Raw genomic sequence first — 23,217 nt, 5'->3', positions numbered from 1 at the left:
AAAGCAAACTTTTTGCGTTAGCCCTCTGGAGGAGCCATGTCAGTCACCACGATGCGTCCACCGCCGATCTCCGGTGCCGTGCGGCGTTCCCGCCGCTCGATGGCCCTGCAAGCAGCAGTTCTGATCACCTTCCTGGCCGCTTCCAGCGCGCCCACTCCGCTGTACGCCCTCTACCAGGACACCTGGGGACTGCCCTCCAGCACGCTGACCTTCGTCTTCGGGGTCTACGCCCTGGCGCTGCTCGCGGCACTGCTTCTGGTTGGCCGTCTCTCCGACCATGTGGGCCGACGCCCGGTCGTCCTGGGAGCCATCGCCCTCGAAACGGCCTCCATGGCCGTGTTCCTCGTCGCGGACGGTCCCGGTGCACTGATCACCGCACGCGTCGTCCAGGGCCTGGCGACCGGGATCGCCACGGGCGCGCTCGGCGCGAGCCTGCTCGACACCTCTCCTGCGCGCGGGCCCCTGATCAACAGCGTCGCCCCGGTTGCGGGTATGGCTGCGGGAGCCCTGGGCTCGGGAGCCCTGGTGCAGTACGCCCCCGAACCGATGCGCCTGGTCTATGTCGTGTTCATCGTGCTCCTACTGGCGCAAGCGGTCGGGATCCGGGCCCTGGCCGAAACGGCCCCCCGCAGGCCCGGAGCCCTGGCCTCGCTGCGTCCGGCGATCGGCGTCCCCGAACAGGCCCGGCGCGCCATGCTCGTGGCCGCTCCCATCGACATCGCGGTCTGGGCTCTCGGCGGTTTCTACCTCTCGTTGGGGCCCTCACTCACCCGTGCCGTGACCGGCTCGACCGCGCCCCTGACCGCGGGGGCCGCCGTCTTCACGCTCACCATCAGCGGGGCCGCCGCGGTGCTGATCCTGCGTTCCGCTCCGGCCACCAGAGTCATGCTCATCGGCGCGACGGCCCTGGCGACGGGGATCGCCATCACTCTGGCAGGCGCACACCTGGGCCTGAGCGCCGCCTTCTTCACCGGGACGGCGGTGGCCGGAATCGGTTTCGGAGCGGGGTTCCAGGGCGCGGTGCGCACCGTGGTCCCGCTGGCCGCCCCTCACGAGCGGGCGGGACTCATGTCGTCCTTCTACCTCTTGAGCTACCTGGCGATGTGCCTACCCGCCATCACCGCGGGCATCGCCGTCGACGCCCTTTCCCTGATCACCGTGACCAGCTACTACGGAGCCGCACTGATCGCGCTCGCGGCACTGGCGGCCGTCGGCACGTTCATCGTCCACCGTGCCACGCCAAGGAGTTGACCACACGTGCCCGAGCCCTACACACCCGACGACGTCGTCCTGCTCGCGAGCAGGACCCGCCCGCCCCTGACGCCCGACCGCGCAGCACCAATCGCCGCGGTACTCAACGGCATACTCTCCGTGACCTCCGCGCTGCGCCACGTCGACCTCGGAGAGACGCCCCCCGCCTTCGTCCACAACAAGGAGTAGGACAGCATGCACCCCTACGAACTCACACTCGCCGACGCCTCCCGCGCGATCGCGGCGAAGGAACTCTCACCGGTCGAACTCACCGAGTCCGTCCTCGCTCGCGCCGCGCACGTGGACGAGGAGGTCTCGGCGTTCGCCACCCCCACGCCCGAGGTCGCCATGCGCGCCGCGGAGCGCGCCCAGGCCGAGATCGCCGCGGGCGAGCGCCGCGGCCCGCTCCACGGCGTTCCCATCGCGGTCAAGGACATCTTCGACACCGCCGGGACCCGTACCGCCGCCGGATCACGTGTCCACGCGAACCGGGTCCCCGACGCCGACAGCGCGGTAGTGGCCGCGCTCAAGGAGGCGGGTGCCGTACTGGTGGGCAAGACGCACACCCACGAGTTCGCCTACGGCACCATCACCCCCGCCACGCGCAACCCCTGGGCCACCGATCGCGTCGCGGGCGGCTCCAGCGGTGGGTCGGCGGCGGCGGTGGCCTCCGGTAGTACCATCGCCGCTATCGGTAGCGACACCGGCGGCTCCATCCGCATCCCAGCCGCTCTGTGCGGTGTGGTCGGGCTCAAGCCCACCCACGGTCTGGTGTCCCGGCACGGCGCGATACCGCTGTCGTGGACCCTGGACCACGTCGGGCCGATCACCCGCACGGTCGAGGACGCGGCACTCGTCCTCGACGCCGTCGTCGGACACGACCCCAGGGACCCGGCGACACTGCGGGTGCCGGTCGAGGACCGTACCCGAGACATCGGCACGGACCTGGCCGGACTGCGGGTAGGAGTGCCCCAGAACTACTTCTTCGACAGGGTCGAACCCGGAGTGGAGAAAGCGGTGCGCTCGGCCGTCGAGACGCTGGCCGGGCTGGGCGCCGAACTCGTCGACGTCGAGGTCCCGCTGGCCGAATCCGTGCACGCGGCCCAGTGGGGGATCATGGTTCCCGAGGCTGCCGCCTACCACCAGGACACCCTGTGGAGGTCCCCGGAGTCCTACGGACCCGACGTGCGCGTCCTGCTGGAAGCGGGGGAACTCGTCCCCGCTACCGAGTACCTGCGAGCGCAGCGGGTGCGCACCCTGATGAGGTCTGCCTGGGCACAGCTGCTGGAGAAGGTGGACGTGATAGCCGCGCCCACCGTTCCGATCGCTGCGGTACCGGTCGGCCAGGAACACCTGTACTGGCCGGACACGAGTGTCGAAACGGTCTCCGACGCCCATGTCAGGCTGTGCGCACCGGCCAACCTCACCGGCCTGCCCGCCCTGACGGTACCGACCAGCCCGGATTCCGGGGGGTTGCCGTTCGGCCTCCAGCTCATCGGGCGACCGCTCGGGGAGGCGACCCTCGTGCGCGTCGGCTCCGCCTACGAGAGCGCGCGCGGCGGTGCCGGCGCCTTGGCCCCGCTCTGACCTCCTCAGCCACAGCACCGGGCCCATGGCCATGCAGATCATCAGCACTGCGATGCAGCTACTGAACTCCTGCACGGCGCGCATGGTGTCACCGATGGCGCCGATGAGCGCGACGATGATGACTGAGCACGGACCTCTTGCAGGAACGAGCACGTATCCGCTGAGGTCGTGCCTGACTCCGGGACCGCTTCCAGGTTCCGTGGGCATCACGCTCATGACGTTCTCTCCCCGTCTGGTCTTGGTCCATCCCCGCGTGCGCGGGGAGCACTAATCGCTCCGAATGCGGGCGGCGAGCTCCTCAGGACCATCCCTGCGTGCGCGGGGAGCACAGACACGTGGCCTACGTGGTTGCACACGTCTCGGGACCATCCCCGCGTGCGCGGGGAGCACTAGACCAGGCCCCGGGGATTTGGGGATTCCCGGGGACCATCCCCGCGTGTGCGGGGAGCACCCGCCGCCCTATCCCCTCCCGAGCAACCACTGGGGACCATCCCCGCGTGCGCGGGGAGCACGGGGCCACACACGTCATTCGTAGGGGATGAGGGGGACCATCCCCGCGTGCGCGGGGAGCACGACGCCTCTGGCTGGAGGGCGAGGACGTGGCCGGGACCATCCCCGCGTGCGCGGGGAGCACTTCTGTACTTCGCCCGTACTTCAATACCCGTGAGGACCATCCCCGCGTGCGCGGGGAGCACACTCGACATCGCCTCCATTGACGAGATGCTGGGGGACCATCCCCGCGTGCGCGGGGAGCACAGTCAACGACCTGCGAACTTACCAGTGGCAAGCAGCTGTTTTTCCAACTTCTTCAGAGACGGACACGCGCACCACAAGCCACCAAAGCACCCAAAACGACTCACCGACCACCAAAGCGCCGCCTCTTCGAGGCCTTGCTCCACCCGCTCTTCGGAGGCCTCCTGTTCTCCTCCTGCACCTTCTTGGGTCGGTGCATCAGGGTGAGCCCCTCGTGGTCCACCGGCTCCCAGTGGTGCTCGAAGGTCTGGAAGGTGAACCCCTGCTCGGAGTCATCGCTGTACGCCAGCAACGCCCTTCCGTTCCCCGCGTACTCCTTCACCTCCGCCCACAGCGCCTCCCGGATCCGGCGCGACGGGTTGCCGATGAACACCCCCGCCGAGATCTCCATGAGCCATCGGGTCAGGAACCCGCGCAGCCCGGCCGGACAGTTCGTGAGCACGACGACCGTCACCAGACCACCTCGTCGGCATAGCTGTAACCCGACTCCAGCAGCTCACCCCGGTCGCCCACCAGGCCGACCGTGTCCGCCACGTCGTCGCCCGCACCCTCGGCCTCGCCCTGAGCCCCAACCGACCCCTCACCGAGCAACAGCTTCTTGATGTCGCTCACACACCGCTCCAGCAGCCCCTCCTCGTTGATCCGGTCCCGCAGCAGCCTGCGCGTCACCCCGTCCACGTCCTCGTCCCCCTGCGCCGCCGCGTCGAAGGCCACGGGGATACCGATCTCCACCTTGTACAGATCGGCCACGTCCATCACGAACCCGCGCTCGTGCCCCGAGTGCACGAACCCCAGCCCCGGGCTGCACCCGAGCGCGGCCGTCACCGCGTGCGCGACCCCGTAGAAGCACTGCGCCGCCGCGGTGATCGCCTTGTTCGGCGCGTCCGAGACGTCGTGGTCGCCCGGCACGTACCGCCGCCCGCGCCAGGTCACACCGGTGCGCGCCGCCTGCTCCCGGTAGCACGCCTTGACCCGGTCGCCCTCCTTTCCCAGCAGCGCCTGACGGCTCAGCGCCTCCACGTCCAGGTCCGGGAAGCGCATCCGGTACATCGCCCGCGCCACGTCGAGCCTGCTCCGCCGGTTCGCCCACGCCGTCGCCTGCGCCTCCACCAACCGGGAGGACCGCGTCAGCGCGCGCCCGGCCGCGTAGTAGCGCACCCCGTGCTCCCCCACCCACACCACCGTGGCCCCGCACTCGCCGAGCAGGCTCATCGCCGAGTGGGTCACGTTCGTTCCCGGCCCCAGCAGCAGCGTGCCGATGGTCGCGGACGGCAGGTAGCGCGTCCCGTCCCCGTCCTCGGCGGTGATGGCGTTGGAGTCGCGGTGCACGATGCACCGCTCCAGGTACAGGAACGACAGCCGGTCGCCCACCCTCGTCAGTTCGCGCGGCCCCGAGGTCCTGCGCTTTCCCACGGTCCCCACGACTCAGCCCACCGGCGCCAGGGTCATCAGCCCGCAGCCGTAGGCCTTGGCCCGGCCCAGTCCGGCGCACAGCGTGCGGCGCAACGCGTCGGGGTCGGTGACGGTCAGCCTGCCGTCGAAGGTCGCGGTGACCACGGGCACCTTCATCCGCCTGCCCCGCCGGTCCGGGCGCGGGTCCGCCTTGTCGAAGCCGCGCGCGTCGCGATCGTGCACGACCAGTTCGTGCTCGTCCTGCCCCGGGAGGAGCTGCTGGTCAGCGGACTTGCGCACGACCTCGAAGCCGCACCGCTCCTGGCGCTGGAGCAGCCACCCCGCCTGGTGGCGCGGTGTGACGTGCGCGGTGAGCTTGGTGGGCTCTCCGTCCTTTCGGCGGATGCTGTGCACGGGGTTGGCGGTGAGCCGGAACGCCCACGTCTGTCCGGCCTCCAGCCTCTTCAGGAACCCCGTGTACTCGTGCGTCTGCCACGTGTTCGCGGGATCGGTCGGCCACCCGGCCTGTTCCACCACGTGGGTCAGGTCGGGCCGGGTCGGGCCCACCACGTACAGGAACACCTCGGCTCGGGCGTTGCGGTCCACCCGCCACAGCACCCGTGGGCCGTCCGTGTCGCTGGGCAGCAGGTTCGCGTAGGAGCCCATCACGGCCGCGTGCACGGCCTGCGGCGAGGACAGCAGCTTCCTCGCTCCGGGGCGGTGGGTGTTGAACCGGAATCGGGTGAGGTACATCAGCTTCCTCCCAGGGCGGCCGTGGGGTCGTGGTCGGGGACCGGCTGGCGCCGCGCGAACGGGTTCGGCACGCCGACCGAGTCAGCGTGCACCGCGCGCAGGGCGTAGCGGCGGTGCGCCGGATCGAAACTCAGCGGCAGGTCGCGCAGCGAGTCCGCCCGACCGTCCCCGGGCGCCGCGTCCACCAGTGTGGTCAGCGGGATCTGTGCGCCCTGGCGCCGCCCCGTGCGCCGCTGGTACCAGTGGGCCGCCTGCCAGGGCTGGTCGCGCAGCGCCTCCTCGACGGTGCCCGCCACGGGTTCGCCCAGGTCGACAGGGCGGGAGGGCGGGCACGAGCGCCTGCCGAGGTAGGGCAGGTAGACGGGTTCGCGGACCGCCTGGTACAGCTCCGCGACCAGGCCCTCGGGCCCCTCCACCGCCGCGACGAACACGGCGTCGGACAGGTAGAAGCGCTCCGACACCGGCATGGAGGTGTCCGTGACCAGGTGTTTGGCGGTCTGGTAGTCGCGCACGCGGACTCCGGGCTGGTCCACCCGCACGCCGAAGCGCAGGGCGGCCAGGTCGGACAGGTCGGCGGCGCGCTCCCGGCCCAGGGCGGCGGCGAGCAGCCCGAGCACGCCGCTCTTGGTGGGGGCGTTCTCCGTGCCCCGGCGGGCGAACCGGGAGGCGGAACCCCAGGCCTGGAGCGGGCCCGCCAGCACCAGGGGCAGGACGCTCACCGCACTCATGCCCGCGGCGCCTGGCGCTGGGCGACGGCCGCGCCGACCCGCTCGACCAGTTCGGGGAGGGTGACCTCCTCGCCCAGGCCGGAGAGCTTGGCGGTGCGCTCCCCCACCCGCACCACCCAGGTGTCGACGTCGTCGGCCGCCCCGAACGCCCGCTCCACCTGCGGCACGTACTCGGCCAGGCGCGCGCTGGCCTGGGCGACGTGCCCCGAGCCCGCCTCCACCGGCTCCTCGAAGGCCCCCACGAAGCTGATCGGGCGCGCGCCCCGCAGCTTGACCACGACCGCGTCGGGCAGGGTGTGGTTGCCGAAGGTGTTGACCTTGCCGGTGGGCATCGACTCCACGAACCCGCGCACGAACGCCTCCACGGCCCGGCGCAGCGGTTCGGTGACCGGTTCGTCCTCGCGCAGCCCCTCCCCCAGGTTCCTGCGGAGCAGGTCCACGTCCACGGCGGCGTAGCGGTACAGGGTGGCGGAGTTGAACTCGACGGTGCCGATCATGCCCGCGCCGGTCTCCTCCTCGGGGTTCTGGTCGTCCACGGCCGTGTAGTAGTCGGACTCGTTCTCCACGGCGTGCACGCTGAGGGCGTGCGCGACCTGGGCGGCGGCGTCCACGTTGACGTCGGCGCCGTCGGCGACCATGCGGCCGAACAGGGCGATGTCCACCGAGTGGCGGGTGTCGGCGACCGCCTTGGCGCGCGCCTTGTTCTCCTTCTCCTTGAGGAAGGCCCTGATGTCCTCGCGGCCCTCCACGGCGAGTGCGGCGAGGCCGTCGCGCTGGCGGGCGCTGAGGAACATCAGGTAGGCGGACTCGGGGGCGGGTTCCCTGGTGCCGTTCTTCTTGGCGGCGTCGGCCTTGCGCTTGGGCACCTCGATCTTGGAGCCGGTGGCGACCTGGACGGTCTCGGCGGCCAGGGCCAGCGCCTCGGCCTCCTCGATGGAGGAGTCCAGTTCGCGGATGCGTGAGGCGACCAGCTCGGCAACGCGCTTGGTGCGGGTGCCCAGCTCCTGCGGGTCGAGCAGGGCGTCGAAGGCCAGGCGGGTGGCGCGCTTCCAGGCCTGGCTGGAGACCCGGGACCGGCGGACACCGCCGTAGACGGCCGTCTTGGGGGCGCCGGTGTCGTCGCGGTTGAGGTTGCTGGGCGGCACGGTCTGCAACACGTGCACGTCGAGGATGGTGCGGCTCATGGTGTGTCCTTGTCTTGTCGGTGCCCGCCCGCGAGCGCACCCGGTCAGGGCGGGGACGAAGCAGGCTGGTGGTGCCGGGCCCCGAGGAGGGCTCCGGAGGCGGTGGGCGGAGAACTCTGTCAGTCGGAGGCGCCGGTCGCGGTCTCCGGCTCCTGGGTGGTGTCGGTGGCGTCGTCCGCTTCGGTGCCGCCCGCGTCGGTGCCCTCCGAGTGCCGGTAGGCCTGGAACCCGCGGCCCCAGGCCCGGCGTACGTGTTCGGCCCCGGGGCGGGTGCGGGCGTCGTGGAGCTGGTCGGCCAGGAGCCCGTAGTCGAGCGGGACGTCCTCGGCGCGCAGGAGCTGGACGATCCCCCGGAGCCGGTCGAGGCGGGTGGCGTGGTGCACGGCGCTCCCCGCCTGCACGAACCTCCTGCGCAGCGGCTCGTCGATGTCCCCGGAGGGCATGAGGCGGCGGACGGCCCCGCCGAGGTCGCGTCCGCGCCGGTGCATGCCCCTCTCGCGCTTGGACTGCTGGTGCAGGGCGTAGAGGGTCAGCGCCTCGTGCGCGGCGGCCTCGGCGTCCTCGGTGCGGGGATCGGTGACGGAGAAGCGCTCGTAGAAGCGGTGGTCCAGCGTCAGCCCCACCAGCTCCGGTACGGCCTCGATGGGCTTGCCCGCGCCCCGGCGCAGCTTGGCCAGGGTGGCGACGGCGTCGGGGAGGTCCTTGAGGTAGCCGCCCTGGAGTTGGCGGACGCGTTCGTCGACCAGCTTCCCGACGTCCTTGAGTTCGGGCACGAACCCGGCGGTGCTCGTGGTGGTCACTGCTCCTCCTGCGGGGAGTGGTCGGTGTTGGTCAGGGGGAGCGCCCTGCGCAGGGCGGAGCGGAAGCGCAGGTCGGCCCGGGAGGCGGTGAGCCAGGCCGAGCCGTTCTTGGTGGCCACGACCCGGCCCGTCCAGGCGGCCTCCCCGGCCGTGTCCATGAGTTCGGCGCCGAGCCGGGACACGATCTCGTGCGCCGTGAGCTGCCACGTGCGGCGCTGCTCGTCCGGGTAGAGCGGGTTGTCGGAGGGGCGCAGGTCGCGCAGCCACTTACGGAAGGGCTCGTCCAGCTCCGCGAATCCGCGGTCGCGGGCGGTGGCCCGGGGGGCCTCGGTCTCCGCGCCCGCCGCCTCGGCCAGGGCGGTGGCCAGGTCCCCGAGGACCATGACCGCCTCCTCGGCGTCGTTGACCGCGTCGACCGCGGTCTGGCCGAGGGTGCTGTCCTGCTCGTGCAGCAGGACCACGGGCATGGCGACGGTGTCGTCCACGATCTCGTCGATGACGGACTGCTGGGTGCCGTAGACGGCGCCGACCAGGCGTGCGCGGACGAGGAAGCCCTTGTCCAGATGCTCCTCCACGGTCAGGCGAGCGATCCAGTCCAGCACCCGGGGGCGCACGACCTTCGCGGCCTCGCGGCGCTGTTCGGCGCCCCGGACGCGGCCGGTGACCAGGGCGGCGAGGCCGCGCCAGGCGCTGCGGGCGGGGTCGTGGTCCCGGGGCAGGTAGACCTGCTCCTCACCGAGCTTCTTCTCCTGTGCGGGGCTGCGCCGCCACGCGGTCATGGGCTCCCGGTCGTGCTTGTTGCGCGGGGTGAGCGGGTCCCCGTAGGCGAGCAGGACCCCGTGGACGCTTTCACCGTCGTGGTGCAGCCGAACGCGGCGGCTCTGCCAGGTGTAGAGGTCGCGCAGCCCGTGGGGGCGGGTCTGGGCCTCCGCTCCCCCGATGGCCTCGGCGGTGGCCGGGGCCCGGCGCCAGGCCGGGCGGTCGTCGGGGCGCGAACGCAGGTTGTCGGTGTCGCGGGGCAGCAGGTTGAGCAGGAGGGTCGCGCGCAGGTCGTCGCCCTCCACGTGGATCCCGCCGAGGTTCCCGGACCATCCCACCCCCTGCGGATAGACCTTGCCGCCCTTGACCCGGGGGTCGCCGACCACTCCGGACTTGATCCCGGAGGTGTCGTAGGCGTGGGCGTGCAGCAGCCAGCGGGCGGCCTCCGCGAAGCCCAGGCGTTCGGCCCCGTGCGCGCGCATGGTGAAGAAGCGCGCGTTGTTGGGGACGTCGGCCACGATCGGGTCGAGGGAGGAGTACTCGCCCTTGGCCGTGCGCAGGTCCGGCACCTGGAGGAAGGGCGCGGTCGGGTGCAGCAGGTCGAGGCGGTCGCGGTGCTCGCGCAGGTAGTCGCGGACCCGATCCGCCGGAAGGTCGCCGTCACCGCCGTTCCACAGGTCCGCCCAGTCCTCGATGTCCTCCGGGCCGTCGATCGCGTCGTGCAGGACCGCCAGAAGCAGCCGCAGGAGCGCGAAGTCCTGGGTGGGCACGTCGCCGACCAGACGCCGGATCTGCGCGGCCTGCTCGAAGACCTCGGTGAGGGAGAGCTCGGCCTCCGTCCCGTCGAGCCGCTGGACGGGGATCCAGGGTCGGCTGGTCAGGTCGAAGGAGGGCGGGAGCGTCGGTGGGGGCGCGGGTCGCGGTGGGGGTGGCGTCGGCCCGGAGGCGTCAGTCGGCACGGTGGACCTCCAGTCCGTCGGTCGGGGTGTAGTGCAGTCGGAATCCGGCGAGTTCGGCGCGGTCGTCCTCGTCCAGGAAGAGGACGAGTTCCTCGGCGATCCAGTGGGCGTCCTTGGTCTGCCAGGCGAGGACGAGGTCGGTTTCGAGTTCGGTGATGGCCTGCTCCAGTTCCTTGGGGAAGGTGAACTGGTAGGGCAGCCGGAGCGCGGAGGCCGCCAGGGCCCGCGCGGAGGCGGGCGGCGGCGCGGTGCCGGTGGGCAGGTCCAGTCCGCCGCGCCCGTCTGCCAGCCAGGGAACGGTGGTCACGGTGCCGTCGGCGGCGCGGCGGGCGACCAGGACCTCCAGGCTGTCGCGGGTGTCGCGGACCTGGGCTCTGCCGGCCTGGGTGTCCTCGGCCTCGCCGACCCCGGCCTCGACCCAGCCGATGAGCGCGCGGCCGTCCCGGGCGGCCGGTTTGAGCAGGAAGGTCTCGGCCTTCTCGCTCTTGCGCGCCTGTTCGGTCCCGTATGCGTCGAGGGCCTCGGCCATCGCCTCGTGCCAGGTGTCGGGGGCGGGGTCCTCGTCGCCGTAGGCGTCCTGGACGAGAGGGCTGATGTCCTCGGGGAGGCGGACCGTGCGGGCGGCGTCCCCGTCCGCGGCGCCGGACTCCAGTCGGGCGCGGAGCACGGCCAGGGAGCGGAGCAGGGGGTACTGCCCGTAGACCGTCCGCGAACCCCGCACGGGCGCGGGCGGCACCTCGTCCCAGTCCACTCCGGTGACCAGGCAGCGGGCCCGGCGCACGCGCTCGGGCCGGTCGGACTGGTCCCGGCCGCGCGGGTGGCGGTGCAGGCGGCCCATGCGCTGGAGCAGGAGGTCGACGGGGGCCAGGTCGGTGACCAGGAGGTCGAAGTCCACGTCCAGGGACTGCTCCACGACCTGGCTGGCGACCACGATGTGGCGGGTGGGGCGTTTTCCGCCGAGTTCGGCGACCTTGGCGGGCGGCCCGTAGTCGGCCACCAGGGCGTCGTCGTTGGCGGCGCGGTCCAGGGCGAGGAAGCGCGAGTGCGTGACGGTGACCGTGTCGGCGCCGAAGTGGGCGCGCAGGTGCGCGGCGGCCTCGTGGACGCGCGCGACGGTGTTGCGCACGACCAGGGCGCAGCCGCCGTCGGCCAGGGCGTGCTCCAAGCGTGCGGTGAGCGCGTCGAGGTCGTCGGCCAGGGGCTCCACGACCACGTCGGTGGCGCGTCCGGAGGCGGCGGGGGCGTGCAGACGGGGCGCGGCGCCGGTCTCGGCCGTGGTGATGAGGGGATAGGCGCGGGCCTTCCCCATCTCCTCATACCCCTCCCCCGAGGCGCCGGTGTAGGCCTCGGCCAGCTCGCGCCTGCGCCCGGCGGGCAGGGTCGCGGAGAGGACGACCACGGGGACGCCGTACCTGCCCAGCCAGGACAGGGCGCGGTCGAGGTAGGCGTTCATGTAGGTGTCGTAGGCGTGGGCCTCGTCGATGACGACCACCTTGCCCGCCATGGCCAGGTGGCGCAGGGCCAGGTGTTTGCTCTTGAGGCCGGTGAAGAGGAGCTGGTCGACGGTGCCGACGGCGAAGGAGGAGAGCATGCCCTTCTTGCGGCCCCGGAGCCAGCGGTGGGCGGTGAGGGCGGCGGGGGTGCGGGGAGCGCGGCCCGCGCCGGACCCGCCTTCCTCGGCGTCGCGGTCGGTGTCGTCGGCCAGGCGGCGTCCGCCGCCCATGAGCTGTGTGAACTCCTCGTTCAGGTGTGCCTTGGAGTGGGCGAGGAACACGGAGGCGGCCTCCTCCGGCATTCCGGGGAGGCGGTCGAGCCAGGTGAGGTAGCGCCCGAACATGGCGTTGCTGGTGGCCATGGTGGGGAGGGCGACGAAGCAGCCGCCCGCGCCGGACCGGGCCGCGAGGATCTCGGCCACGGCCAGGGCCGCCTCGGTCTTGCCCTCGCCCATGGGGGCCTCGACGATCATCAGGCCGGGGCCGGACATCCGCCGCGCGGCCTCGACCGCCTGCTCCTGCACGGGGCGGACGGTCGCGCCCTCGGGCAGGGCGAAGCGTTCCGAGAAGAGTTCCGCCGCGGTGCCGCCGGGCTCCTCGGCCTTCCACTGCCGGGGGAGACCGAGGAGGCGCCAGGCCTCGCGGGTGCGCTCGGGGTCGATGCTGCGCCCGCCCGCTCCCGGGAAGAGGGGGAACAGTTCGGGGTTGCTGGCGATCCAGTCCGCGACGATGACCAGGGCTGTGAGCAGGACCTGCACGGTCTGCGGAAGCTTGAGGGAGTTCCAGGCGGAGAGGCGTTCGGCCGCTCCGGTGACGAGGGCGGCGGTGTCGAGGAGTTCGGTCTGGACGGAGGCCCAGGCGCGCTCGTGGCCGGGGGTGCGGAGGAGCCGGGGGCGCCGGTCGAGTTCGTCGATGGCCGAGTAGCCGGGCGGGACCCCGTGGTGGCCTCCGGCGACGACGGTGAGCTGGTGGGTGTCGCGGGCTTTCCAGCCGTGGTTCGCGACGAGCCAGTCCCGGAGGATGAGCTGTCCCGCGAGGCCGTGGGGGGCGAGTTCGCGGTTGGCCGTCTGCTTCTGGAGGGGCATCTCCAGGCCCTCGCGGCGCATGTCGTCCGCGAGGTGTTCGACCTGGCAGGCGAAGGCGGGGGTGGCCTTGCCGATGTCGTGGGTGGCGGCGAGCCAGACGGCGAGGGTGCGGGCGTCATCCTCGCCCTTGGGGAGTGCGCGACTGATGTGGTCGCGGACCTGCACGGGGAGCCAGGAGTCCCAGAGCTTGGTGGCGACGGCAGCACTGTCGGCCATGTGGCGGTAGAGGGGAAGCCAGGCGTTGGAGTCGAAGTCGTGCTTGGCCCACACGCGGCGGGCGGCCTCGGAGAGGCGGTCCTTCCAGGGCTGAGGGCGCCCTTCGTGCTTCATGGCCGACATTGAACAGGGGTTCGAGGCGCCTTCGCAGGCAAACGCCGAGATTCGCCCTGGCCTCATCCGGCCAAACGGGTTTACCCGTTCATGTAAACCGAGTGGCCTGTGTGCCGGGCGTGTCCCCGCGTGCGCGGGGAGCACATCATCGGTTACTGATCGCGTACTACGCGTAGGGGACCATCCCCGCGTACGCGGGGAGCACACCGCGCTGAAGGCGACCAAGGCAGCAGCGACGGAACCATCCCCGCGTGCGCGGGGAGCACGACGGGACCCGGGGGCCAGCCGGGCCTTCATCGGGACCATCCCCGCGTGCGCGGGGAGCACAGGAACGCAGTCACCATCAATCCACACTGGGTGGGACCATCCCCGCGTGCGCGGGGAGCACTTACTTGTCACTGCACAGCAGGGACCATCCCCGCTTACGCGGGGAGCACAGACAGCAGTGTCGCACCACCCTCACAGCTGCGGGGATGTTCTCAAAGCACACGGAGGCACGACTCAACCAGTGTAGGCTTGGCTCAACTTTCGATCAACTGCTGAGCAGTAACATGTCCCTCGCTAGAGAGGAAGCCACAATCTCATGGCCCCCCAGAGCCCAGAGCATGAGACCCGCGAAGGACGCATCGGCCTCCGCACTGCTTTGATCCTTCTGTTCGCCTGCATCTCTGGAGTCGTCATTGCTGGCCTCCGATGGGTTGGCGGCGACCATCCCGCAACAGCCCTGGCCATCGGCCTGGCAACGGTCGGCGCCGCCTACTTCGCCTTTGACAAGCTGATCGAATGACCACTCGAAGCCACCGCTACTGACGCTCCTGCTCTGTCACCTCCAAAAGGGCATGCCACTCTCCGCCAGGAAAAACAAGGAAACCAAGCTCACGATGCCTGGTGTCCCGGACCGCTGCTGCACCGTGCAGGTCAGCCACCTCTACACACGCGGCCTCGCTCTGCGAGTAGCTCGACTTGCGGAAAGCGACGTCCTCACCGAACGCCGAGTCTTCTGACTGCATGCTTCTAGTCCTTGTGCTGGCGGTGCCCATGGGCGATCCCCTGGAGCAGTTTGAGGGTTGGTTTTCCGTCGTCCAGAGCGGACGCGCGTAGGCGGTTGAACGTTCCTGCGTAGTGGTCCACGTTCTCCGTGCTGGACATGAACATGTGGGACGAGGGGCCTTGGAGGTAGACCGTCAGCAGTCCATGGTGGTCCACACGCAGGATAGAGAACGAGGCAAGGGTCAAGGCCGCATGGGCTCCGGCGCTGTAGGGCAGCACCTGGAGCGTGACGTTCGGAAGGGCGGCCAATGCGATGAGGTGGTCGAGCTGCTCGGCCATAAGCTCCCCGCCACCGATGCGCTGGTGCAGAGCGGCTTCCGCAACGATTATCCACACCTCGGGAGGGGCGGCCTTCGTCAGCACTTCCTGACGGGTGAGCCGGACCTGAACCTCCCTGTCGAGGTCGCTGTCAGGACGCATGGTCGCCTCGATGACCGCACGAGCGTAGGCCTCCGTCTGCGCCAGACCGGGGATGAGCTGAGACTGGTACATCTCGATCGAGGTCGCCTGAGCTTCGATGTTGGCGTATGACCGATAGCTCCGCTCCAGCTCGTACGGCTGCCAGCGGTCCGGTTCGCGCGCCTGTTTACGAAGCGCGAGCAGACGGTCAAGTTCGTCCGGAGCGCCGTACAGGTTGAGCAGGCGTTCGATCGCCGACGGACCCGGAACCGCTCCGCCATCGCCAGGCGTCTCCCAGCGCGACAGGCTGCTGGGCGCCGTCCGCATCGCCTTGACCACGTCTCCGAACTTGCGTTCACCTCGAAGCCGCCTCAGCTCCTGTGCCAGTTGCCACTGCGCAAGCGTCGGGTTGTCAGCCATCCCTTGATCATGCCCTTCTTCGCATGAGTGGACAAAATTCGCCACTTTCAAAAGCTACTTGCATTTGCTCATAGCTCTGAGTTTACTAAGAGCGAAGCACCCCACCCTTCAAAGGAGGCGCCATGGCCATGAGCCGCCAGACTGACAACAGGCCGACGAGCACGGAACAGGTTCATGAACCCGTGTCGTCATGGGAACGGTTCGGGGAGCGGGTGCGGGCAGCCCGGGAACGCCTGGACCTGTCGGTCGAGGAGCTGGCCGAAAACGCCTTCCTCTCCCCCAGCCGGATCAGCGGCATCGAGTCCGGCACCAGCGAGCCTCAGCGCAACGACGCCCGCCACCTCGACAGCGCCCTGGAAGCGGAAGGCGTGTTGTGGGACGCCTGGGCACAGACGTTCATCACCGCCGGCCTCCGTTCCGGTGCCACGGTGGCCGACCTCCTCCCCCAGGCATTCCAGGTCCGGGCTTACGCGCCCCTCGTCCTGCCCGACAGCTTCCTGACCGAGGACTACGCCCGCGCGCTGAACCAGGCCGAGCGTCCTATGGAAGCTGCCTTCCTCGTCAGGGACCGACCCACGTTCTGCAAGGTCTACAGCACGGCATCCGGACCGCCGTACCACTGCCTGATCGTCGACGAAGACGCCCTCATCCGGCCCGTGGCCCCTCCCAGCGTCATGCGCGCCCAGTTGTCCCGCCTGCGCGACCTGGCCAGCAGTGACAGCATCACCGTGCACGTCGTCCCGGAAGGTACTGCGCCCCATCCCGGCCTGCGCGGAGCGTTCTGGACGCTGGCCTTCTCCCCGCGCCACTGCCTGGCCTACACCCCTCACCCGCGCGGGCCGGGCCACCTGGTCACCGACGCCACCCACATCAAGGGCTACACCGACCTGTTCGCCACCCTCCAGGGCGTGGCGCTGTCGCCAGCCGACTCGCTGCGGCTGCTGGACCAGGCGGTCGAGCGCTTTCCCGAGAAGCCCCGGCATCGCGCCCTCACTGTGGGCGGCGTTGAAGGGGTCGGTAACAGCCACGGAACCACCACTGTGGCCAGGGCCTGACCAGAAGGTTCGTCCCCCACGTGTCCCCAGCCGGACACGTTGAAGCCCTGGCAGGCGTTAGCGCGCCTCCAGGGCATGACCAGCACTCGAAAACCCAACGGAAAAGGAGATACCGGCATGGTCATTGTGCCGCAGACCTCGCCCATCACTGCCGACCCGGAACGGCGCTGGGAGCCGCGCCTGTACCCCGGAACCCTGGCCACCGCCAACCGCGTGCGCTCGGACCTGCGTACCGATCTCACCCGGTTCGCCGCAGCCGATGACGACCTGGTGGAGACGGTGGTGCTGTGCGCCAGTGAGATGTTCGCGAACGCCGTTGATCACTCGCGGTCGGGTGAGGTCGATGGGCGGGTCATCCGTACGCTGGCCGTTCACATGGCGCCGGACGGTGGGGCCGTGCTTCGGCTGTCGGTGATCGACGACGGCGTCAAGGACACCCGCCCCCTCATCCCCCGCCAGCGCACGGCTGAGGAGTGGCAGGAGGCCGAGCACGGTCGAGGCCTGCTGCTGGTCGAAAACCTGGCGGTGGCCTGGAGTTCTCGTCCCGTACTGGACTTCCCCTTCTGCGCGGGGCTGGGCACGGTGACCTGGGCCGAGTTCGCCCTTCCTGAGTTGGTGAAGCCTGAGCACACCCGGTAGGTCCATCCCCGCGTGCGCGGGGAGCACGACGACGCCTACATGGGCATGGTGAGCGACGTGGGACCATCCCCGCGTGCACGGGGAGCACACCACCGGCACCGCCTCGGCGACCCTGGGCCTGGGACCATCCCCGCGTGCGCGGGGAGCACGCCTCGGCGGCAGCGAAAGAGACAGGGTCGACGGGACCATCCCCGCGTGCGCGGGGAGCACACCTTCCGGCGCGAGGGCATCGCCACCGCCCTGGACCATCCCCGCGTGCGCGGGGAGCACACCTTCCGGCGCGAGGGCATCGCCACCGCCCTGGACCATCCCCGCGTGCGCGGGGAGCACGGCACGACGAACCCGGATTCGCCCGCGCACTGGGGACCATCCCCGCGTGCGCGGGGAGCACACTGTAGCGCGACCGTGTCGGCGCTGTCAGGCGGGACCATCCCCGCGTGCGCGGGGAGCACCGGTGGGGGCGCCTGGGGTGGTCGTGCGAACGGGGACCATCCCCGCGTGCGCGGGGAGCACGCCGACATGACGGAACGTAGTTATCAAGGGTCGGGACCATCCCCGCGTGCGCGGGGAGCACGGGACTGCCAGCAGCTCCTGAGCCGCTTGCAGGGGACCATCCCCGCGTGCGCGGGGAGCACGCGATCGCCCGCACCTACGACGAGACCGTCCTGGGACCATCCCCGCGTGCGCGGGGAGCACAGGCCCTCCAGGGCGGCGGTGAGGTCCTCCGCGGGACCATCCCCGCGTGCGCGGGGAGCACGACTCTCACGAGTCATACGGCACGCGCAAGCCGGGACCATCCCCGTGCACGCGGGGAGCACGAGCGCGCTTAGCGCGAGGACGCTTTGCGTTCGGGACCATCCCCGCGTGCGCGGGGAGCACACCGCGCCCAAGGGTCCCGCCGCCGTGGCTTTGGGACCATCCCCGCGTGCGCGGGGAGCACAGTCAACGACCTGCGAACTTACCAGTGGCAAGCAGCCGAATTTCCAACTTCCTGAAAAACAGACATGCGCCACCAAAACCCCATAAGCAACAAAACCCCTCAAGCATCACCAAAACACACGTCCTGAGACCGCCTCGCTCCACAGCAACATAACCCGGCTCATCGATTCCGGCACCACCAACCAGCAGAAGGGGATACCGCAGTCCCGAAGCTCCCGCAGACGACAGGCCCCGAAAGCGCCCCGTTAAAGGCGCTCCCGGGACCGTCAGACCCCATCAAGATGCCTGGTGCCGGTCTCTCTCAGCGTCGACGGCGGGCGAACAGCGTGGAGTCGTGGGCGTCCACAGCGGTCCCGTCACGGGTCAGCTTCCGGGGCCGCTGCTCGACCACGAGGGCCTCGAAGTCGTCCGGCAGACCGGGCAGGAGTTCCTCGGCGAGGAACATGGCCCTGCGCTGCTTCTCGGTCATATGGGCGAACTCCTCGGACGGCGTGTGGCCGACGACGAGGAGGTGTCCGCCGGGCGCGACGGCGTGGGCCAGCAGGCGGGTCACGTCCACCATCCCGCCGTCCGGTGCGTGCAGGTAGTGGCTGGTCACCAGGTCATACGACCGCCCGTCCGCCGCGATGGTCCGTGCGTCGACCCTCCACCAGTCGACCCGGTCGGCGACTCCGGCCTGCTCTGCGCGCCGGGCGGCCCGCGCCAGGCCGTTGGCGGAGAAGTCCGCTCCCGTGACCGTCCACCCCTGTCGGGCCAGCCAGACCACGTCGCCGCCCTCGCCGCAGCCGACGTCGAGCGCGGTACCGGGGGTCAGCCCGGCCGCCTCCGCGACGAGTTGCGGGTTGGGGTTTCCGGTCCAGAACCTCTCCTGACCGGCGTACCTCTCGTCCCAGCCCTCGGGCTCGCACATGGCGGCTGCTTCTTCCTCCGTGAGTTGCGGGCGATGCTCGGTCACGGGGCTCCTTCCTGTCCGCGCTCCGGGTCGGACCGCGGGCTCATCGGCATGTCCGGGTTCACGTCTGTTCAGGGCGTGGAGCCGTGTCGGTGTCCGCCGAACACGTGCTCGGCGGCTTGCGCCTCCAGCTCGGGGTGAACGGGTGCACGGCACAGGGTCAGTCCCGCGCCCAGACCCGCCGGGCCGTCGCCGGTGACCACCACGTTCCAGGGGTGCGTACCGCGATAGTGCACTCGCTCCGGGGGGAGCGTCACGAAACTTTGCGGGAACAGCAAAATCCGGATCGTCGAAGGCGCCGAGCGAGGCGGAGCCCGCCGACGCACCACGTTCCGGACAGCCGCCGGAAAACCCGTCGCATTCCAAGCGGTTTCCCCCGTAGCGTGCTCCTCGCCGTGCCGGATCGATATCCCGGAGGAGGCTGTCACAGCTCTCCCGGGTCCGGGCGGGAAACGCGAGGAGCCCGCAGGGTCGGCGACAGGATTTTCGCCGTTCACGGGCCGTGAGTTTCTCGGGAGCGGCCATGAAAGAGGTACCCGCGGTCGACCAGGAGGAAAGATGGCAGGCACCCAGGTCCGGGGCATGATCGCCCGTAACCCCGACGACGGGGAGCAGGCGTGACCGCCGATACGAGCCGACTGTCTCCCCCCGCGACGCCGCCTCCCCCGGCGACGCGGTGGGTGCTTCCCGCCCTGGTCCGGTACTCCTTCTCCGTGGCACCGGGCACAGCCACCCTGACCACGGTGCTGGCCGTCCTCGCCGGTGCGGCCCCGGTCGGCATCACCATCGGGGTCGGCGGGCTGGTGGACGGGCTCACCTCAGCCATCGGCCAGGGGCTGGACACCCCGGCGGCGCGGGAGTGCTACCGCTGGGTCGCCCTCGTCGTCGTACTGTTCCTCCTCACCCATATCGCCGAGTCGGCGCGCACGGCTCTGGGACGGGACCTCGGCCGCCGGGTCACCGGCCGACTGAGGGAGCGGGTGATGACGGCGGCCTCGGAACCGGCGACCATCGGCCACCTGGAGGATCCGGCCTACCTGGACCGGCTCGGACGGGCGCGGGGCGACGGGACCATCGACATGCCACCCGGGGAGGCGGTCTTCGGCCTGTCGGCCAAGGCCTCGCTGTGGGTGACCGGCGTGGGGTCCGCGGTTGTGCTCACCCAGGTCACCTGGGGGTTGGGGCTCATCGTGTTCGCCGTCTTCGTCGTGCTCCACTCCCGGCTGGTCCGCAACTACCGGATCGCTGTCATCGAGACCGCGAACCAGACGGAGAAGCTCCGCCGCACGTCCTACCTGCGGGACGTGCCGACCACGCCGGGCGCGGCCCGGGAGGTGCGCCTCTTCGGCCTCACGGCCTTCTTCCGCGACGCCTACCACTCGGAGTGGCGCGTGAACATGACGCAGGTCTGGCGGCGGCGGCGCGAGCACCGCGTGTTCGTCGTCGTGATCGTCGTGGTCACCGGCGTCACGGTCGCCTCGGTCCTCTACTACCTGGCGTACCGGGCCGCCACCGGAGGAACGACGGTGGGCGACCTGGCGCTCGGTGGCCTCGCCCTCCTGGCTCTTCTCCAGGTGCTCCGGACGGACGAGGACGACCTGCGCACCAGCTTCGGCTCGAAGGCGGCCGCCGAGGCGCTCGCCTTCCCGGTCGTGGCGCCGCCGGACGGGCCGGAGGCCGCTCGCTGGGCGGAGCCGGTCGCGACCGTCTCCTGTGCGGACCTGCGCTTCCGGTACGGCGGCGCCACGGACGACGTGCTGCACGGCATCGACCTCGACATTCCCGCGGGTCAGTCGCTCGCCGTCGTCGGTCTCAACGGGGCGGGCAAGACGACGCTGGCCCGGCTCCTCGCCGGGCTGGACGCTCCGAGCGGGGGTCGCGTGCACGTCGGCGGGACCCAGGTCGAGGACGCCAACCGCCGGAGCTGGCAGCGTCAGGTGGTCGCCGTCTTCCAGGACTTCGGCCGCTACGAGCTGACCGTGCGGGCCAACATCGCCTTCGGTTCCCTGGCTCACGCGGATGACGAGGAGGGGCTGCGGGCCGTGGCGCGGCAGGCCGGACTGCTGGAGTTCGTCGAGGGGCTTCCGCACGGCTGGGACACGGTGATGTCCAGCGGGTACACGGGCGGGGTCGACGCGTCGGGCGGCGAGTGGCAGCGCATCGCCATCGCCCGGGCGCTGTTCGGCCTGCGGCACGGCGCACGGCTCCTGATCATGGACGAACCGGCCGCGAGCCTGGACGCCCGCGCCGAGGCCCAGCTCTACGACACGTTCCACGAGCTCACCGCGGGGGCCACGACCGTCGCGATCTCCCACCGGTTCGCGACCGTGCGCAAGGCGGAGCGGGTGGTCGTGCTCGACCAGGGCCGGATCGTCGAGGACGGCACGCACGAGGACCTGATCAGTGCCGGCGGCCGGTACGCCGAGCTGTTCCGACTGCAGGCGAAGCGTTTCGAGGAGGCACCGTCGTGATCAACGCACTGCGCTTCGTCCTCACGACCGGATACCGCACCGACCGGTTCCGTTCCCTGGTCGTGGTGGCGATCGCGATTCTCGAACAGGCCACCGGGATCGGCCTCGCGGTGGCGATCGGACTGTTCAGCGAGGTGGCGAGCGGGCGTTCGACCGGCGGCCTGGTGGTACTCGCGCTGTGTGTGGCGGTCTTCGTCATGCTCACCCAGGGAACCTTTATCGCCGGTTACTTCACCCGCCTGCGCCTCCAGGAGGAGATCCAGAACGAGGTCGAACGCCGGTTCATCGACGTGGTCGGCACGACGCCGACGTTGGAGGTCCACGAGCGTTCGAGCCGCTCCGACAAGGCGGCGGTGGTCCGCGGTGCGCGGGGCGAGATCGGGCCGGGCTTCGACCGGCTGATGTGGCTGGCCGGAGCCGCGCTGGCCCTGGTCACCTCGGCCGTCCTGATGGCCTCGGTCGTTCCGGTCCTGGCCCTGCTACCGCTTTTCGCCGTCCCCGCGGTGCTGGCCACCCGAGCGGCGGACAGGAAGCGCGGTCAGGCCGTGGAGCGTGCCACGCCCCGGACCCGGCTGGCCGGTCATCTGTTCACGCTCGCCACGACGGCCGCACCCGGCCGCGAGACCCGCCTCTTCGGGCTGGCGGGCGAACTGCGGCGCAGGCACCGCGAGGAGTGGGACGCCGGAAGCCGGGACATCGCCCGGACCGATCGGCTGGCCCGGGTACCGGTCGCGCTGGCCTGGCTGCTCTTCGTGCTGGCGTACGCGACCGCCGTCGCCCTGATGGTGCGGGCCGGGCTGTCCGGCGATGCCCCGCTCGGCCTCATCGTCGCGGCCGTCGCCGTCAGCAGCCAGATCACCGGCCAGGTGCAGAGCCTGTTGAACCTGTCCTTCTGGTCGCTGGAGTCGCTTCGGGCGACCCGGGCGTTCCTCGACGTGGTGGAGGACGGCACCGCGGAGCGGGCGGCCGTCGTGCCGACCACGCCGGTGGCGGTGCCCGCCCGGCTGGACGGGGGCATCAGGGTGGAGGGACTGGGCTTCCAGTACTGGAACCGCGATCAGCCCGCGCTGAGCGACATCGACCTCGAGCTCCCGGCTGGCACCGTGGTGGCCCTGGTCGGCGAGAACGGAGCGGGCAAGTCGACGCTGGTCAAGATGCTCAGCGGTCTCTACCAGCCCGGCGGGGGGCGCGTCCTGGTGGACGGAACCGATCTCGCGCGGTTCGCCCCGGACGAGTGGCGCGCCCGGATCACGGCGGCCTTCCAGGACCCGGTGCACATCGAGATGTCCCTGCGGGACACGGTCGGGCTGGGCCGGATCGAGGACCGCGACGACCCGGAGCGGGTCCTTGAGGCACTGCGGACGGTCGGCGGTGACACGCTGCTCGCTTCGCTGCCCGAGGGCCTGGGCACCCGGCTCGGGCGGAAGTCGTGGGACGGCAAGGGACTGTCCGGCGGCCAGTGGCAGACGGTCGCCAACGCCCGGGCGGCGATGCGGCGGGCACCGCTGCTGCGGATCCTGGACGAGCCCACCGCCAGCCTCGACGCACGGGCCGAGGAGCGGCTGTTCCAGCGGTACGCCGACCTGAGCCGCCAGGAGGGCGGTGTGACCGTGCTCGTCACGCACCGTCTGACGACCGCCCGGGCGGCCGACCTCATCGTGGTCCTGGACGGCGGCCGGGTCGTCGAGACCGGCACCCACGACACGCTGAGCCGGGCCGACGGGCTCTACGCCGAGCTGTTCCGCCTCCAGGCCCGGTACTTCGTCTGACCGGATCTGACCGGGTGTGCCGGACCTGGAGCGACGAAGGAGGTGGCTGTCCCTGGTGCGACCGGGGGTTATCCCCGCATGCGCGGGGAGCACGGGTTGGAGCTGGGCGAGTACGACCTGGTGCGGGGACCATCCCCGCGTGCGCGGGGAGCACGCGCGCTGCCGTGACCTAGCGCGGTGACCGGAAAGGTTCACCGGGGCGTGCATATCGAGGATGATCTTGCTCCCAGAGGCACTGTCGACGGTCCACAGTGGCACCAGTAGCAAGATCACCGGGGAGGAGAGTCCCCGGCACCACACCGGCAACATTTTCGCTCAGCAGAGAGCGGGACCATCCCCGCGTGCGCGGGGAGCACTTGCTCAAGAGGGTGACCGAGGCTCTCCAGCCGGGACCATCCCCGCGTGCGCGGGGAGCACCGGTCGATGGTGACGATCGCCCATCCGGCGGC

Annotated in this window: 19 protein-coding genes, 1 pseudogene and 2 CRISPR repeat arrays; of the genes and pseudogenes, 8 read left to right on the top strand and 12 right to left on the bottom strand. The window is 71.0% G+C overall.

Features of this window, described 5'->3' with window-relative positions; translation table 11 throughout:
- Positions 1–36: 36 nt before the first annotated feature.
- The 3 genes from FYW99_RS18890 to FYW99_RS18880 are packed head-to-tail and all read left to right on the top strand — an operon-like array spanning position 37 to position 2,838.
- Positions 37–1,251, top strand: a complete 1,215-nt coding sequence (locus FYW99_RS18890) for an MFS transporter (protein WP_150253357.1) — start codon at positions 37–39, stop codon at positions 1,249–1,251.
- Positions 1,252–1,257: 6 nt separating this feature from the next.
- Positions 1,258–1,440 (top strand): hypothetical protein, encoded by a 183-nt coding sequence (locus FYW99_RS18885; RefSeq protein ID WP_150253356.1) that lies wholly within the window; start codon positions 1,258–1,260, stop codon positions 1,438–1,440.
- 6 nt (positions 1,441–1,446) lie between these two features.
- Entirely contained in the window at positions 1,447–2,838 is a 1,392-nt protein-coding gene (locus FYW99_RS18880; protein ID WP_150253355.1) for an amidase, read from the top strand.
- 239 nt (positions 2,839–3,077) lie between these two features.
- Positions 3,078–3,594: direct repeats of the CRISPR family, unit length 29 nt; unit sequence GGGACCATCCCCGCGTGCGCGGGGAGCAC.
- A gap of 100 nt (positions 3,595–3,694) precedes the next feature.
- Here the strand turns inward: FYW99_RS18880 and cas2e are convergent.
- The 8 genes from cas2e to cas3 form a co-directional block, all read right to left on the bottom strand.
- A complete protein-coding gene (gene cas2e, locus FYW99_RS18875) occupies positions 3,695–4,045 on the bottom strand; it encodes a type I-E CRISPR-associated endoribonuclease Cas2e (RefSeq protein ID WP_061080063.1) in 351 nt (116 codons plus the stop codon).
- A complete protein-coding gene (gene cas1e / locus FYW99_RS18870) occupies positions 4,042–5,013 on the bottom strand; it encodes a type I-E CRISPR-associated endonuclease Cas1e (RefSeq protein ID WP_150253354.1) in 972 nt (323 codons plus the stop codon). Before cas1e ends, cas2e begins: the two co-directional genes overlap by 4 nt.
- A 3-nt stretch (positions 5,014–5,016) precedes the next feature.
- Entirely contained in the window at positions 5,017–5,736 is a 720-nt protein-coding gene (cas6e, locus tag FYW99_RS18865; protein ID WP_150253353.1) for a type I-E CRISPR-associated protein Cas6/Cse3/CasE, read from the bottom strand.
- Positions 5,736–6,464 (bottom strand): type I-E CRISPR-associated protein Cas5/CasD, encoded by a 729-nt coding sequence (cas5e, locus tag FYW99_RS18860; protein WP_150253352.1) that lies wholly within the window; start codon positions 6,462–6,464, stop codon positions 5,736–5,738. Before cas5e ends, cas6e begins: the two co-directional genes overlap by 1 nt.
- Positions 6,461–7,648, bottom strand: coding sequence for a type I-E CRISPR-associated protein Cas7/Cse4/CasC (cas7e, locus tag FYW99_RS18855; RefSeq protein ID WP_150253351.1), 1,188 nt, complete (start codon positions 7,646–7,648; stop codon positions 6,461–6,463). Before cas7e ends, cas5e begins: the two co-directional genes overlap by 4 nt.
- 119 nt (positions 7,649–7,767) lie before the next feature.
- Positions 7,768–8,448 (bottom strand): type I-E CRISPR-associated protein Cse2/CasB, encoded by a 681-nt coding sequence (gene casB / locus FYW99_RS18850; protein WP_150253350.1) that lies wholly within the window; start codon positions 8,446–8,448, stop codon positions 7,768–7,770.
- Positions 8,445–10,166 (bottom strand): type I-E CRISPR-associated protein Cse1/CasA, encoded by a 1,722-nt coding sequence (gene casA, locus FYW99_RS18845; protein WP_190394719.1) that lies wholly within the window; start codon positions 10,164–10,166, stop codon positions 8,445–8,447. Before casA ends, casB begins: the two co-directional genes overlap by 4 nt.
- Positions 10,156–13,083, bottom strand: coding sequence for a CRISPR-associated helicase Cas3' (gene cas3, locus FYW99_RS18840; RefSeq protein ID WP_190394718.1), 2,928 nt, complete (start codon positions 13,081–13,083; stop codon positions 10,156–10,158). Before cas3 ends, casA begins: the two co-directional genes overlap by 11 nt.
- A gap of 574 nt (positions 13,084–13,657) precedes the next feature.
- Between cas3 and FYW99_RS18835 the strand changes: the two genes are divergently transcribed.
- Positions 13,658–13,861, top strand: coding sequence for a hypothetical protein (locus tag FYW99_RS18835; protein ID WP_150253349.1), 204 nt, complete (start codon positions 13,658–13,660; stop codon positions 13,859–13,861).
- 16 nt (positions 13,862–13,877) lie between these two features.
- On the opposite strand, the gene FYW99_RS18830 is transcribed toward FYW99_RS18835, so the two are convergent.
- Both FYW99_RS18830 and FYW99_RS18825 read right to left on the bottom strand, forming a co-directional pair.
- On the bottom strand, positions 13,878–14,084 hold the full coding sequence (locus tag FYW99_RS18830; RefSeq protein ID WP_150253348.1) for a DUF397 domain-containing protein: 207 nt from the start codon (positions 14,082–14,084) through the stop codon (positions 13,878–13,880).
- 4 nt (positions 14,085–14,088) lie between these two features.
- Positions 14,089–14,943: a helix-turn-helix domain-containing protein gene (locus tag FYW99_RS18825; RefSeq protein WP_150253347.1), complete on the bottom strand. Its 855-nt coding sequence runs from the start codon at positions 14,941–14,943 to the stop codon at positions 14,089–14,091.
- Positions 14,944–15,071: 128 nt separating this feature from the next.
- Between FYW99_RS18825 and FYW99_RS18820 the strand changes: the two genes are divergently transcribed.
- Both FYW99_RS18820 and FYW99_RS18815 read left to right on the top strand, forming a co-directional pair.
- A complete protein-coding gene (locus FYW99_RS18820) occupies positions 15,072–15,998 on the top strand; it encodes a helix-turn-helix domain-containing protein (RefSeq protein ID WP_190394717.1) in 927 nt (308 codons plus the stop codon).
- Between the two features lie 75 nt (positions 15,999–16,073).
- A pseudogene (locus tag FYW99_RS18815) lies at positions 16,074–16,511 on the top strand (ATP-binding protein); the annotation flags it as partial.
- A gap of 124 nt (positions 16,512–16,635) precedes the next feature.
- A CRISPR array of direct repeats spans positions 16,636–17,577; the repeat unit is 29 nt; unit sequence GGGACCATCCCCGCGTGCGCGGGGAGCAC.
- Between the two features lie 300 nt (positions 17,578–17,877).
- On the opposite strand, the gene FYW99_RS18810 reads toward FYW99_RS18815, so the two are convergent.
- Complete coding sequence (locus FYW99_RS18810) at positions 17,878–18,531, bottom strand: SAM-dependent methyltransferase (protein WP_223839216.1); 654 nt, start codon at positions 18,529–18,531, stop codon at positions 17,878–17,880.
- Positions 18,532–18,599: 68 nt separating this feature from the next.
- Positions 18,600–18,764, bottom strand: coding sequence for a hypothetical protein (locus FYW99_RS31825; protein WP_190394716.1), 165 nt, complete (start codon positions 18,762–18,764; stop codon positions 18,600–18,602).
- A gap of 477 nt (positions 18,765–19,241) precedes the next feature.
- Between FYW99_RS31825 and FYW99_RS18805 the strand changes: the two genes are divergently transcribed.
- Together FYW99_RS18805 and FYW99_RS18800 are read left to right on the top strand one after the other, a co-directional pair.
- Positions 19,242–20,999, top strand: a complete 1,758-nt coding sequence (locus FYW99_RS18805; RefSeq protein WP_223839214.1) for an ABC transporter ATP-binding protein — start codon at positions 19,242–19,244, stop codon at positions 20,997–20,999.
- A complete protein-coding gene (locus FYW99_RS18800) occupies positions 20,996–22,768 on the top strand; it encodes an ABC transporter ATP-binding protein (protein WP_150253345.1) in 1,773 nt (590 codons plus the stop codon). Before FYW99_RS18805 ends, FYW99_RS18800 begins: the two co-directional genes overlap by 4 nt.
- Positions 22,769–23,217 lie beyond the last annotated feature (449 nt).

Source organism: Nocardiopsis deserti (genome assembly GCF_008638355.1).
GTDB classification, from domain to species: domain Bacteria; phylum Actinomycetota; class Actinomycetes; order Streptosporangiales; family Streptosporangiaceae; genus Nocardiopsis; species Nocardiopsis alborubida.
Note: the sequence above shows the minus strand (reverse complement) of the source record. Positions and strands in the feature narration are given on the sequence as shown.